This is a genomic window from Streptomyces genisteinicus (genome assembly GCF_014489615.1).
Taxonomy (GTDB): Bacteria; Actinomycetota; Actinomycetes; order Streptomycetales; family Streptomycetaceae; genus Streptomyces; species Streptomyces genisteinicus.
Window position 1 is genome coordinate 6,656,257 of the sequence record NZ_CP060825.1, and the last position, 13,411, is coordinate 6,669,667.

Sequence of the window (13,411 nt, forward strand, 5' to 3'; positions counted from 1 at the left end):
CACCGTCGTCGAGCCACCCGCCCCACGCACTCCCACCGGGGCCGCACCCGGCGGCCGCCGGGCACGACCGCGCGGCCGGACGGCCTCACCCCCACCTCATCAAGGAGTCACGGATGCCCGATCCCGGGCTCTCCCCGCCGCCGGGTCCGCAGACCACCCCGGCACCCCGCGGGGACGACGCGATCGCCCACGTCGCCGGAGCCGCCGAAGCCCTCCTGCGGGCCGCCGCCGGGAGCACCGCGGTCGCCGACCCGCCCGCCCCGGCCACGCCGCCCGCCGCCACCGCACCGCCGCACGACGTGCCCTACACGTTTCCCACCACGGGAACCGTGCCGCGGACCGTGCCCGGGGCGACGGCCGCGGACCGGCCCGGCGCCCCGGCGCCCGAGCCCGGGGCCGCCGCCCTGGAGCGGATCCTCCGCGGTCCGAGCGGACTCGGCACGGCGAGTCTGCGGCCGGGCGCGGCGCGTGTGCCGCAGCCCGGGGCCGACGCGGCCCCTGCCGACGGGCCGGCCGTCCCGGGCCTCTACCACCACCCGGTGCCGGAGCCCGATCCCGTCCGGGTGGCCGAGGTCAGCAGCAGGATCAAGGCGTGGGCCGTCGACGAGATCCAGCTCTTCCCGGACGAGTGGGAGGGCGAGTTCGACGGGTTCTCCGTGGGCCGCTACATGGTCGCCTGCCATCCGGACGCGCCGAGCGTCGAGCACGTCATGGTCGCCACCCGGCTGATGGTCGCCGAGAACGCCGTCGACGACTGCTACTGCGAGGACCACGGCGGCTCGCCCATCGGGCTCGGCGGCCGGCTGCTGCTGGCGCACACCGCCCTCGACCCGCTCCACACGACCGCGGAGTACCAGCCGCACTGGGCCGAGTCGCTGCACTCGGACGCCCCCCGCCGCGCCTACCGCTCCGCCATGGACTACTTCCGGCGCCAGGCCACGGCCTCGCAAGCCGACCGCTTCCGGCACGACATGGCACGCCTGCACCTCGGCTACCTGGCCGAGGCCGCGTGGGCGCAGACCGACCACACCCCGGAGGTGTGGGAGTACCTGGCCATGCGCCAGTTCAACAACTTCCGCCCGTGCCCCACCATCACCGACACCGTGGGGGGCTACGAACTCCCCGCGGACCTGCACGCGCAGCCCGCCATGCAGCGGGTCCTCGCACTGGCGGGCAACGCCACCACCATCGTGAACGACCTGTACTCGTACACCAAGGAGCTGGCCTCGCCCGGCCGGCATCTCAACCTGCCCGTGGTGATCGCCGACCGCGAGGGCCTCTCCGAACGGGACGCCTACCTGAAGGCGGTCGAGGTCCACAACGACCTCATGCGCGACTTCGAGGCCGAGGCCGCCGCCCTCGCGGCCGCCTGCCCGGCGCCCAGTGTGCTCCGCTTCCTGCGCGGAGTGGCCGTGTGGGTCGACGGCAACCACTACTGGCACCGCACCAACACCTACCGATACAGCCTGCCCGACTTCTGGTAAGAAATGGATTCCTCTGTGACCAGCACCGACACCACCGTCTCCGCCTTCGTCCCCGCCCCGGCCTCGCCGTACCAGGGTGACATCGCCCGCTACTGGGACCAGGAGGCCAGGCCGGTGAACCTGCGCCTCGGCGACGTGGACGGGCTCTACCACCACCACTACGGCATCGGCGACGTCGACCTGGCCGCGCTCGGGGACAGCGGCGACGCCGCGTACGACAAGAGGCTGGTGGCCGAACTCCACCGGCTGGAGTCGGCGCAGGCCGAGGTGCTGCTGGACCACCTCGGCACCATCGGGCGGGACGACCTGCTGGTGGACGCCGGCTGCGGGCGCGGGGGCTCGATGGTGATGGCCCATCAGCGCTTCGGCTGCTCCGTCGAAGGGCTCACGCTCTCCGCCAAGCAGGCCGACTTCGGCAACCGCCGGGCCCATGAACTCGGCATCGAGGACCGGGTCCACTCCCGGGTGTGCAACATGCTCGACATGCCCTTCGAGACCGGGCAGGCGGCCGGCTCGTGGAACAACGAGTCCAGCATGTACGTCGATCTGGAGGACCTCTTCGCCGAGCACTCCCGGGTGCTCCGCGTCGGCGGACGCTACGTGACCATCACCGGCTGCTGGAACCCGCGTTACGGCCAGCCGTCGAAGTGGGTCTCGCAGATCAACGCCCACTTCGAGTGCAACATCCACTCCCGCCGCGAGTACCTGCGCGCCATGGCCGACAACCGCCTCGTGCCCCAGGCGGTCATCGACCTCACCCCGGACACCCTGCCCTACTGGGAGCTGCGTGCCACCTCCTCGCTGGTGACCGGGATCGAGGAGGCGTTCATCAACTCGTACAAGGACGGGTCCTTCCAGTACGTGCTGATCGCCGCCGACCGCGTCTGACGCGGCCGCGGCGCGTGACCCTGTGACGTCCTGACGGGCCGTCGCACCGCCCGCGCGACCGCGCGCCCCGGATCATCACGCGCCGCCGCACCGCGGCCCGCGCCTGCCCGCCCGGCAGGTGCGGGCCGCCCCTGCCGACCGGGCCGGGACCGTCGTACCGACGGTCCCGGCCCGCGGCGTGCCCGCGGTCGCGGAAGTCGTCGACCGCCGTTCCCCACAGCCCTGTTCCGGTGTGCCGCCGTTCCCCGCAGCCGTGTTCCGGCGTCCCGCCGGGCCCGGGAGGCCCGTCCGGCGGACTGCTCGTCCCGGGTCTGTCCAAAGCCTTGCCATCGCAACGCCGGGCCTCTAGTCTCGCCGCCAGCAAGCGCTTTCCCCGTGGGGCGGGGAACACGGCGCCGGCTGTGGCCGTCGCGGAATCCGTCGTGATCCCGCGTGCCGGCCGTCATCGATTCCGGCACGGGCCCCTGCCCGGGAAGCCGAGGCGTCGGACCCGTGGGGCGGGCCCTGACGCCGATGCGCCGTGCCGTGCGCCGCGGAGTGGTCGGCGACGAGTCCATCGCGAGAACGGCCGGTCAGGCCGCTGTCCAGGGCTGCCGTCGCACTGTCGGCGTCATCACCGCCGGTCGGTCCGGCCCGGCGGATCCTGTGGGACAGACGGCCGGGACGTTCCCGCGGCCGAGGGCTGACGACGCACGCCCTCCACCGCGCGGTCGGCCGTCCGCCCCGCCGGATGCGCTGTCCGCCGCGTCCGGGACCGGCCGGGGAAACCCGGTCCCCGGGCGGCAACCACAACGCCGCCCAGGGACCACCACGGTATGCAGCAGCAAGCACCATCCGCCGCCGGCACACCGGAACCATCACCCACCTCCGGTGCACCAGCACCACCACACGCACTTCGGGCACTCCGCGTGCCGGAAGCACCACGAGCACCTGACGAACCAATCGACACAATCGGGAGACCACGATGAGGCGACCAGTCGCACTGCGACTCTGTGCGGGGCTGGCCACGACGGCCGTCGCGGCGACGGCGGGCGTGATGCTGACGATGCCCACCGCGTCCGCGGCGACCGGTGGTGTCACCGGCTACGCGACGCAGAACGGCGGCACCACCGGCGGCGCCGGGGGCCAGACCGTGCGCGCCACCACCGGCACCGCGATCCACCAGGCGCTGTGCAGCCGGGCCAGCAGCAGCACCCCGATCACCATCCAGGTCGAGGGCACGATCAACCACGGCAACACGGCCAAGGTGTCCGGCGACAGCTGCAACACCGCCGCCGGCGTCATCGAGCTCAAGCAGATCAGCAACGTCACCATCATCGGCGTGGGCAACGGTGCCGTGTTCGACCAACTCGGCATCCACATACGCGAATCCAGCAACATCGTCATCCAGAACGTCACCGTGAAGAACGTCAAGAAGTCGGGCTCGCCGACCTCCAACGGCGGAGACGCCATCAGCATGGAGAGCGACGTCCGCAACGTCTGGGTCGACCACGTCACTCTGGAGGCGTCGGGCGGTGAGTCGGAGGGCTTCGACGGCCTCTTCGACATGAAGGACAACACCCAGTACGTGACGCTCTCCTACAGCACCCTGCGCAACTCCGGCCGCGGCGGCCTGATCGGTTCCAGCGAGTCGGACGTCTCCAACGGTTTCGTCACGTTCCACCACAACCTGTACGAGAACATCGACTCCCGCGCCCCCCTGCTGCGCGGCGGTGTCGCCCACATGTACAACAACCACTACAAGAAGCTGAACGAGTCCGGCATCAACTCCCGCGCCGGCGCCCGCGCGAAGGTGGACAACAACTACTTCGAGGACGCCAAGGACGTCCTGGGCACCTTCTACACGGACGCGGCGGGCACCTGGCACGTCAGCGGCAACGTCTTCGACAACGTCACCTGGTCCGCCAAGGGCACGGACAACAACCCGGCCGGTCCGGACGTGAAGTCGACCACCACCGTCAACGTCCCCTACTCCTTCGCTCTCGACCCGGCGAACTGCGTGCCGGACGTGGTCGGCCGCACCGCGGGCGCGAACAAGGGCCTCCAGGTCTCGGACGGCAACTGCACCCCGCAGACGCCGGACCCGACGCCCACCCAGCCGCCGACGACCCAGCCTCCCACCACGCAGCCGCCGACCACTCCGCCGCCCACCACGCCCCCGAGCGGCACCAACCTCAGCCTGACGGCCGGCGCCGACGGCTCCAGCAAGGCGAGCGGCACGAGCTACGGCAACGTCCGCGACGGCAGCATGGGCACCCACTGGTCGCCGGCGGGCGCGACCGGCTCCGTCTCGGTGAAGTGGGGCTCCGCCGTCAGCGTCTCCAAGGTGGCGATCCGGGAGGCCTCGGGCTCCGCGGGAAGCATCCAGGGCTGGCGCGTCCTCAACGGCGACACCGGGACCGTCCTGGCCTCGGGCACGGGTGTCGGCAGCACGATCTCCATCCCCGTGACGTCGGCGAAGAAGCTCACCTTCGAGATCACCGGCTCCACCGGCACCCCGAAGGTCGCGGAGTTCGAGACCTACGCGGGATGACGCGGCCTACGCGCTGACGCGCTGACGCGCCGGCGCAACGACGGGAAGACGCAAGTGACGGGATGACGGGACGGGCCGCCGTCCGTCCGGGTGCGGGAGCCGCGGTTCCCGGACGGACGGCCCGCCCGGCCCCGTGACGACCGCACACCCCGTGACGACCGCACGCCTCGTGCCGCCCGGCAGGTCCGGGCGGCACGAGGCGTGCTCCGTGCGGCGTCGGCGACCGCCGCCCCCGTCCGGCCCCGGCGGGGCCCGTCCGCGGAGCGCCGGCCCCGGCCGGAGGGGCCGGCGATGTGCCGCGGCCCCGCCCGGCGGGGTCAGCTGTTGAGTGCCGTCGCCAGCTGCGCCCGCGAACGCACGTCCAGCTTCTGGTAGATGCGCGTCAGCCGCGCCTCCACCGTCTTCACGCTCAGGTACAGCTTGGCCGCCGCCTCCTGGTTGCTCGCGCCCTCGCCGACCAGCCGGGCCAGCCGCAGCTCCGCGTCGGTGAGCCCCGAGAGCGTGCCGCCGGCCGGCGTCTCGGCCGCCGCCGCGGGCGTCTCCGACGCCAGGGCCAGCCACGGCACCGCACCGACACGTTCGAAGACCGCGGACGCCTGCTGGAGCGCGTGCGCGGCCGCCGACCGGCGGCGCCTGCGGCGCTCGACCCGGGCGAGCGTGATCAGCGCCCTGCCGTGCTCCAGCGGCAGCCCGGCGGCCTCGTAGCCGGCCGCCACCTCGCGCAGCAGCGCCGCCGCCTCGTCGGGCCGCCCGCCGGCCGCCAGCCGGACCGCGTCCGCCCGGTCGCAGCCCAGGAGCACCGTCGTCCGGCCCAGCCGGTGCGCCACCGGCCGTACGGCGTCCAGCACCGCCACGGCCTCCGCCAGGCTGTCGCCGGCCACCAGGGCCTCGGCCAGCTCCTCGTGCCAGCGCAGCATCGAGGGATCCACCGCTCCCTGGTCCCGCTCGCCCGCCTGCACCCGGCGCAGCGTCTCCAGGGCGCTGGACACGTCGCCGACGAGCAGCTGCACGCGGCCGAGGGCGTAGAGGCTGCGCGAGAGGAACACGTGGTCGCCCTCCTCCTCCGAGGCGCGCACGCTCCGCCGGGCGTAGCTCGCAGCGCGGGCGAAACTGCCGCCCGCGGTCTCCGCGAGAGCCAGCGCGTACCAGGCCGGGCCGGGGGAGAGGCCGGCCTCCAGGGTCAGGGCGAGCGAGCGGCCCGCGTGGGCGAGGGCGTCGGCGCAGCGGCCCTGGCGGCCCTCCACCTCGGAGAGCGTGCGGAACAGCTCGATCGCGTCCTCGACCGGCCCGCGGCGCTCCACCAGCGGCAGCAGCGTCGCCAGCTGGGTCCGCGCCTCCACCAGCCGGTCGTCGAACAGGGCGTGGCGGACGGTCAGGATCTGCGCGGCGTTGCGCACGCCCAGCGGCCGCTCCACCGCCTCCAGCGCGCGGGCGCGGGCGAGGACCTTCTCGGCGTCCGGGGCCCCGAGGAAGCGGTCCATCCGGGCCTGCACGGTCAGGGCCTTCGCCGCCGTGCCGTCGTCCCCGACCGATCCGGCGAGCTCCGCGGACTCGACGGCCGCGGCCCGGGACCGGACCGGATCGCCGTCGGCCAGCACGTACTTCATCGCGAGCCGCAGCAGCACGGCGGCCCGCAGCGCGGTGTCGCCCTCCGAGTCCTCCATGGCGTGCGCGTAGATCTCGTCGAGTCCGGTGAGTCCCTGGCCCGCCGTGTCGAGCACCGCGAGCCGCGCCCGGACCCGGTCGGCCGGTGCGGCGTCCCGCGCGAGCAGGTCGGTCGCCGCGCGCATCGCCAGATCCGCGCGGGCCGCGCGGGCACCCTCCTGCGCGGCCTCCACCAGGCGGGCGATCCGCCGGTCGCCGTGCAGGCCCGGCGTCGACTCGGCGGCGAGCAGGGCCAGTTCGGCGGCGAGTGTGCTGTTGCCCCGCCGGCGGGCGGTCTCGACCGCCGCCGCGACCTCCGCGGCCAGCTCCTCGTCGGGGACGTCGGTGGCGAGCGCCCGGTGCCGCACCGCCTCCACCGGGTCGTCCACGATCCGCGCCAGCGCCGCGTGCCCGGAGCTCCGCTCGGTCCAGCAGGCGTCGTGGACCAGTGTGGACGGCAGCACGCCCGCCGAGAACGCGACCGTGCCGTCCTCCGTCAGCCGGATCAGCGAGGCGCGCTCGGCGGCGGCCAGATCCGCCTCGGCGCCCGGGCGTCCGGCCCGGCGGATCAGCGACGCGGACGGGCGGAGCGCCAGCGCGGCGAGCAGCAGGGTCTCGCGCACCCCGGGTGCCACCGCACCGAGCAGACCCCGCGCCAGATCGCGGGCCCTACCGGACAGCGACAGCGCCTCCGCGTGGTGCACCGGGGTCCGGGCGTCCGCGAGGGACCGGCCCACCGCCAGCGCGAGCCGCGGATTGCCCCCGCTGGCCTTGTGGATGCGGCCCGCCATCCGGGACGGCAGGCGGTGGTGGATGAGCAGTTCGGCTATCTCGTCGGCGTGCAGCGGCGGCACGTTCACCACGTCCGCCTCGGACGGCTCCCACAGCGGGGTGACGCCCGCCGCCGCGGGAGCCCCCTCGTCCGGGTCCGCCGCCGGGTTCCCGTAGGCCGCGGGCGTGTCCACGGCGAGGGCGCGCAGGGCGGGCGGCGCCAGGTGCAGGGCGAAGCGGAGCAGGTCGGCGCTGGCCGGATCGATGTACTGGACGCCGTCGAGGACCAGCAGCGCCGGGCCGTGCGCGGCGAGGCGGCGCAGCACGTGCGCGAGGGCGAGACGCAGGGCGACCGGGTCGCAGCCCTCCTCGGGCATCGGCGCCTCGCGGCACAGCATGGCGACGGCTGCCCGCTGCGGTCCCGGCAGGCCGTCCAGGACGCCGCCCGATCCGCCGGAGCCGCCCGGACCGCCCGAGCCGTCGGAGCCGTCGGACGCGCGGGGCGGGGGCACCGTCGCGGCGACGGAGGCGATCAGGGCGGCCGCGGCCGCTCCCGGGATGTCGCGGTCGGCGGGCAGCGCGGCCAGCCAGAGCACCGACTCCCCGCGGGCCTCGGCCCGCCCCGCGACCGACAGCACGACCTCGGTCTTGCCGACCCCGGGCGGCCCGGTGAGCAGGGCGCGTCCGCTGGTGGCGAGCACCCGGTCGAGGCGGGCCAGCAGCTCCGTGCGCCCGACCGGCGCGGCGCGGTACTCCGCCGGTCCCATCGGCCCACCACCACCTTCCGGTGCGCGCGGGCCCCCTGCCCGTTCGAGCAGAGGATACGAAGCCTGTCGCGCGCGTCCAGGCACGTTGTCCGGCATACGGACAGGTCTGGACTTGGGGCCGGTGCGGAGTTACCGGTTCCGTCCGCAGGTGCAGGCGTCTGACCAGCGGCGACACCGCTCGGACACGGCTCGGGGAGCTCCAGGGGACCGCGGGCGTGTAGCCGGGGTCACGCGAGGGGTTCCGCCGTGCAGATGGCTGGAAATCGCCCCCGGGACTCGGTGCGGGCCGGGCGCGCGGGCAACGGCGCCGGGGCGCGAGCGCGGTGGTCCCCCGTCCGGGCGTGCGCCCCGGGGCGGGGGTGCGAACGTGCGGCGCGGGAACCGTGGTCGTTCAGCGTGGGGGCTGCGTCCCACGATTCCCCCGGGCCGGGTGAGCCCGCGCGCCGCCGCTCGGCACGTCGGCCCTGGGTGGGGCCGACACCGGACATCGATCCGTCGTGCACCTGACGGGCGGGGCGGGGAGCCTCGCGGGGCAGGGCGTCACGGGAACGTCCGCTACGGCAGACAGTAGGAAACGCGGAGGTGAACGCGATACGGGGAAAACCCTTGTCGGGGGTCCGGGGGTTAGGGGGGTGCCCGGGCCGGTGCGGCCGGCGGCCCGGGACCGCCGTGGCCGTGCCGGACCCCGGCTGTCCGAGGCTCCCGCTACCGTCACCCCTCATGAGCGAATTCGTGTTGGTGGCGGGAGCGTGGCTCGGAGGCGGGGCCTGGGACGAGGTGGCGGCCAAGCTCCGGCGGGCCGGGCACGGCGCGCGGGCGGTGACGCTGGCCGGCCTCGCGGAGCGACGCGGCGAGCCCGCGGACCAGGTGACGCACGTGCGGGACGTCGTCGAGGCGGTGGAGCGGGACGACCTGCGGGACGTGGGGCTCGTCGGGCACAGCTACGCGGGCATCCCGGTCGGCCAGGCGGCCGAGCGCATCGGGGACCGGCTCGCCCGGATCGTGTTCGTGGACGCCGTCGTCCCCGCGGACGGCGAGTCGTTCGTGTCCCAGTGGTGGCAGGGTCCCGAGGCGCTGACCGCCGCCATCGAGGCGGCTGACGGCTTCTGGCCGCCCCCGACCGCCCCCGAGCTCGCGGGCCAGGACCTCGACGACGAGCAGATCGCGCGGTTCCTCGCCGGTACGACGCCGCACCCCGGCGCGGCGCTCGCCGGGCCCGCCGTCCTCGCGGGGCCGCTCGGCCGCCTTCCGGCGACGTACGTCCTGTGCCTGCTGGACAGCCCGGAGCCCGCGCCGCCCGTGGCGGAGCTGCTGACGAGCGAGCGGTGGCGGCTGGTGACCATGGACACCGGTCACTGGCCGATGCTCTCGCGGCCGCGCGAGCTGGCGGAGGTCCTGACGGCGGCCGCGCGGGGGCCGGCGGAGAAGCCCGGCCCCCGTCGCCGACGGTCCGGGCGGCCCCGGCCCCGTGGAGGCGGCAGGCCGCCCGGAACCGCCGGGTCACACCTGACCGAGGTCCGAACTCACCCACCGCTCGGGACGCATGCGCACCACGATCTGCTCGCCGTGGTTCTCCCAGGCGAAGTCGACATAGGCCCCGACCTTCTCCGGGGGCAGGTAGCGGGCCGAGATCTCGGTCAGCTGCTCCCGGGTGGCGGGCTCGGTCCCCGTCACCGGGCCTTCCACCGACACGTAGCGGATGGTCGGTTCGAGCCGGTCGACCATGAGCGAGAACCGGCCCGCGGCGGCGATGAGCCCGGCCTTGCGCGAGTCGCGTCCGGTGAGGATCCAGATGTCGCCGCCCGGCGCGTACTGGTACCAGATGGGCAGGGTCAGGGGCGCGCGGTCCTCCTTCCCGCCGGCCGCGACCGCCAGTGCGGCCACGTGCGGTTCGGCCAGGAATCGTTCGCGTTCTTCGGTGGACAGGGCCACGGGCTCGCTCCTCGGCAATGCGGGTGGTGGTGCGGACGGTGACCCGGCACAACGAGCCGCTCCCCGCGCCGATTCCCCTCCGCGCCCGGACGCACCCGATTCCGGCCACGCACCCGGACGGCGGACCCGCGGGCCGTTCCCGGCGCCCCGGCCCGCCTCGGCCCGCCCGCTCCGCGCGCACGACCGGCCGGTGTCGCCAGGCGACACCGGCCGGTCACAGGAGCGGCACGGCCGGACTACTCCAGCAGCTCCGCGTAGGCTCCGAACGCCAGCGCGATGTCCGCCTGGGCCCAGAACCGGTGGTACGTGAACACGGGCGCGGCGCCGCCCGCGAGGTAGCTCTCGATCTTCGACCACGCCGGGTCGTCCTGGTAGAAGGACCGCAGCGAGGCGAACGTCGACGACGAGTTGACCGTGTCGCCGTTCGGCATCGTGCCCGTCCAGCCGCTGGGCACGTACACCGGGTCGTCGAAGCGGTTGTAGTCCGCCCGGGTCTCCGGCACGGCGATGCCGAGCGGGTCCTGGTGGTGGTCCCACATGCCGTCGAGCAGCGCCTTGGCCACGCGCTTGGCCTCGGTGTCACCGGACTTGGCGGCGTAGTAGGTCAGCACCTTGGCGTAGGCGCCGGCGACGCCGACGTCCTGGGTGTAGTCGGCCACCGTGACGCGCAGCGAGGCGTTGGCGCCGGGGCTGCTCGCGTTCCAGGTGTCCGGCTTGCCCGTCCACTGGAGGGTGGAGGGGATGCGGAAGGTGCCGTCCGGGTTGATCGTCGTCTCCGACAGCGCCCAGTCGACCCACTTGTCCATGACGGCCTTGGCGCCCGCGTCACCGGTCTCGTGGTAGTACTCCGCCACGCGCTCCATGGACCACGCCTGGAAGCCGAACCACTGGTTCGACGGCGGGTCGTGGTAGACCGGCTTCTCGTCGTAGGCCATGCCGTAGAAGGTGGGCGTGCCCGCGGGCGGGGCCTCGTAGCGGCCGCCGACGCTGTTGGTCGCGCCGCCGGCGATCGCGCCCTCGGCGCTCTGGAGCCAGCGGTAGAACTCGATCTGCCGGTCCAGGCTCTTGCCCCAGTCCTCCTGGCCGGTGGCCGACTTGGGCTTCAGCGGGGCGTACTCGGAGAGGGCGTAGGCGGCCATCGGGTTCTGGTAGCCGCCGTGCGCGTGGCTGGAGCCGATGCGCCACGACCAGCCCGCGGAGGTGTCGGTCGCGCCGCCCCAGGCGTAGTACCAGGACAGCAGGTAGTGCGAGCTGTCCTTGCCCGTGCCGGCCGGGCAGGCCGTCGGGCTGGTGCAGTTGCCGACCTTTTTGAAGTACTTGTCGTACATCGCGTAGCGCAGGTAGTCGCCCATCTTCGCGGCCTTGCCCACGGTCGCCGAGACCTCGGAGCCCTTGCCCTGCTCCTTGGCCCACAGGTCGGCCCAGTAGGCCGCCTGCACGGCGCGCGCGTCGGCGTCCGGCGCGTTGGTGAACTTCCACTGCTTGGCGTACGAGGAGTCCCCGGTGAAGAGGTCCAGGTAGCCGTTCCTGCCGCCGTAGGCGAACTTGTCGCAGGTCGGGTGCGGCACGGTCTCCCAGACGGACTCCTGCGGTCCGCGCTGGAAGGTGTTGATGTAGGACGGGCCGGTCGCGGTCGGGCCGGCGGAGCACTTGCCGGGCTCGTTGCCGTAGCCGTAGACGTTGTCGACGTCCTGGAGCCAGTGCATGCCGTAGATGTCGTCGGTGCCGTACGCGGTCTTCAGCTCACCGGCGATCGGGTCCTTGCCCGACGAGACCGACGGTGTGAGGGCCGCGGGGTACTGGGACGGCTGGTCGTACTCGCCCGCGTAGGTGGCCGGCTTGTTGGGGTCGTAGAAGGAGTTCGTGGGCTGATCCGCCTTGGTGGGGATCATGTACTTCTCCATCAGCGCCCACGAGGCGTTGAACTTCGTCCAGTCGCCGGTGATCCGGCCGTACATCGCCTCCAGCCAGACGAGGTAGCTGTACGCCTCGGACGTCGTCTCGTGGCCGTGGTCGGGAGCCTCGACGATCAGCGTCTCGACGGAGTGGTACGGGATGCCCTCGGGCGAGAAGTACCCGTTCGCCGGGTCCATGATCTTGCCGTACAGGTCGAGGAAGCGCTCGTCGTACACCTTGGCGCCCGCCAGCTGCGTCGCGTTCACCTCGGCCTTGGTGTGGCCGGGGGCGGTGACGGTGAAGGTCGCGGCGCCGGTGCCGGTGGCGTTCGCGGCGACGGTCACCTTCTGCGCGGTGCTCCAGTTGGCCGGGGTGAAGGTGAGGCTCGCGCCGGAGGCGATGCTCAGGCCGCTGTTGCCCGTCGTGCGGGCCACGGTCGCCGTGACGTTCGCCGACGGCCGCGTGGACAGCTTCACGTCGAAGGTGGCCGACTCGCCCTGACGGACGGCCAGTTGGGCGGGGGTGGCGACCAGGGCCGGGCCCGCGGCGACGGTCACGCCGACCGGGGACGACTCGGCGGACGCGCCCAGGCTGTCGTAGGCCTTGGCGTAGAGGGAGTGGCTGCCGGCCGCGAGGCCCGTCGCGGAGAGGGCGAAGGGCGCGGTGGTGTCGGTGCCGAGCAGGGTGGTGTCGCTGTAGAACTCGACCTTGCTCACCGTCGCGCCGTCGGCCGCGGCGGCGGTCGCCGCCAGCGGCACCGGGTCGCCCGCGGAGAACACCGCGCCCGCGGACGGGCTGGTGAGCACGGCGATCGGCGGCTGGTGGGCCCCGTTGCAGACGGTGCCGTTGACGGCGAACGACGTCGGGGCGGCGTTGGCACCGCTGTAGGTGAACTGGCCGCCGGCGCTGACGGCGGCTCCGCCGGCGATCGTCCTGTTCCAGTCGGTGTTCTTGACCGTGACGGTCTTCCCGGACTGCGACCAGACGCCGTTCCAGCCGCTGGTCAGCTTCTGGTTCCCGGCGTAGTCGTAGGTGACGGTCCAGCCGTCGATGGCGGCGGTGCCCCGGTTGGTGACGGTGACGTCGGCGGTGAAGCCGCTGCCCCAGTCGTTGGTCTTGTAGTCGACGCTGCACTGGAGGGCCGCGGCGTGGGCGGGTGCTGTACCGGTCGCGGTCAGTGCGAGGGGGAGCGAGAGGGCCGCGGTGAACACGGTGAGCGCGCGCCGCAGCAGGCGTGGTCGTCTCGCTCTGGGGGAGGTGCTGGTTGGCGGGGACATGCGTGAGATCCCTTCGAACGGCTCGGGGAAGACGTGCTGAGCACAAGCCTTGAACCAGTGGGAGCGCTCCCACGGTGGAGGGGGTGGGGAGGGCTGTCAAGAGTTGACGCAGGATCGGTCCGCGCGGCTCGGGGTCCGTCAAGAAATTTTCCAAGTCCTCTGTTGCGTCCGTCGGTTCGGCGCTAATCTCCGATGCAGCCAGTGGGAGCGATCCCCTGC

The 13,411-nt window shown here is 73.7% G+C and carries 6 protein-coding genes and 1 pseudogene; 4 read left to right on the forward strand and 3 right to left on the reverse strand.

The window, feature by feature from the left end:
• Window positions 1-113 precede the first annotated feature (113 nt).
• The 3 genes from IAG43_RS28650 (at window position 114) to IAG43_RS28660 (ending at window position 4,905) form a co-directional block, all read left to right on the forward strand.
• Window positions 114-1,484: a family 2 encapsulin nanocompartment cargo protein terpene cyclase gene (locus IAG43_RS28650; RefSeq protein ID WP_223005986.1), complete on the forward strand. Its 1,371-nt coding sequence runs from the start codon at window positions 114-116 to the stop codon at window positions 1,482-1,484.
• A gap of 3 nt (window positions 1,485-1,487) precedes the next feature.
• Entirely contained in the window at window positions 1,488-2,372 is an 885-nt protein-coding gene (locus IAG43_RS28655) for a geranyl diphosphate 2-C-methyltransferase (protein WP_187743566.1), read from the forward strand.
• A 964-nt stretch (window positions 2,373-3,336) separates the two neighbouring features.
• Complete coding sequence (locus IAG43_RS28660; protein ID WP_187743567.1) at window positions 3,337-4,905, forward strand: pectate lyase family protein; 1,569 nt, start codon at window positions 3,337-3,339, stop codon at window positions 4,903-4,905.
• A gap of 317 nt (window positions 4,906-5,222) precedes the next feature.
• On the opposite strand, the gene IAG43_RS28665 is transcribed toward IAG43_RS28660, so the two are convergent.
• On the reverse strand, window positions 5,223-8,087 hold the full coding sequence (locus tag IAG43_RS28665) for a helix-turn-helix transcriptional regulator (RefSeq protein ID WP_187743568.1): 2,865 nt from the start codon (window positions 8,085-8,087) through the stop codon (window positions 5,223-5,225).
• A gap of 720 nt (window positions 8,088-8,807) precedes the next feature.
• On the opposite strand from IAG43_RS28665, the pseudogene IAG43_RS34690 reads away from it, so the two are divergent.
• Window positions 8,808-9,497: pseudogene (locus tag IAG43_RS34690) on the forward strand (alpha/beta fold hydrolase); the annotation flags it as partial.
• Between the two features lie 90 nt (window positions 9,498-9,587).
• Here the strand turns inward: IAG43_RS34690 and IAG43_RS28675 are convergent.
• Window positions 9,588-10,019 carry a pyridoxamine 5'-phosphate oxidase family protein gene (locus tag IAG43_RS28675; protein ID WP_187743570.1) on the reverse strand — a complete coding sequence of 144 codons (432 nt, stop codon included), beginning with the start codon at window positions 10,017-10,019 and terminating at the stop codon, window positions 9,588-9,590.
• Between the two features lie 236 nt (window positions 10,020-10,255).
• Window positions 10,256-13,192: a glycoside hydrolase family 48 protein gene (locus tag IAG43_RS28680; RefSeq protein WP_187743571.1), complete on the reverse strand. Its 2,937-nt coding sequence runs from the start codon at window positions 13,190-13,192 to the stop codon at window positions 10,256-10,258.
• Between the last annotated feature and the right edge of the window lie 219 nt (window positions 13,193-13,411).

Bases quoted from the DNA above. Each gene is read 5' to 3' on its own strand.
- IAG43_RS28660 (WP_187743567.1), top strand. From the start codon at position 3,337: ATGAGGCGACCAGTCGCACTGCGACTCTGTGCGGGGCTGGCCACGACG.
- IAG43_RS28680 (WP_187743571.1), bottom strand. From the start codon at position 13,192: ATGTCCCCGCCAACCAGCACCTCCCCCAGAGCGAGACGACCACGCCTG.
- IAG43_RS28665 (WP_187743568.1), bottom strand. From the start codon at position 8,087: ATGGGACCGGCGGAGTACCGCGCCGCGCCGGTCGGGCGCACGGAGCTG.
- IAG43_RS28650 (WP_223005986.1), top strand. From the start codon at position 114: ATGCCCGATCCCGGGCTCTCCCCGCCGCCGGGTCCGCAGACCACCCCG.
- IAG43_RS28655 (WP_187743566.1), top strand. From the start codon at position 1,488: ATGGATTCCTCTGTGACCAGCACCGACACCACCGTCTCCGCCTTCGTC.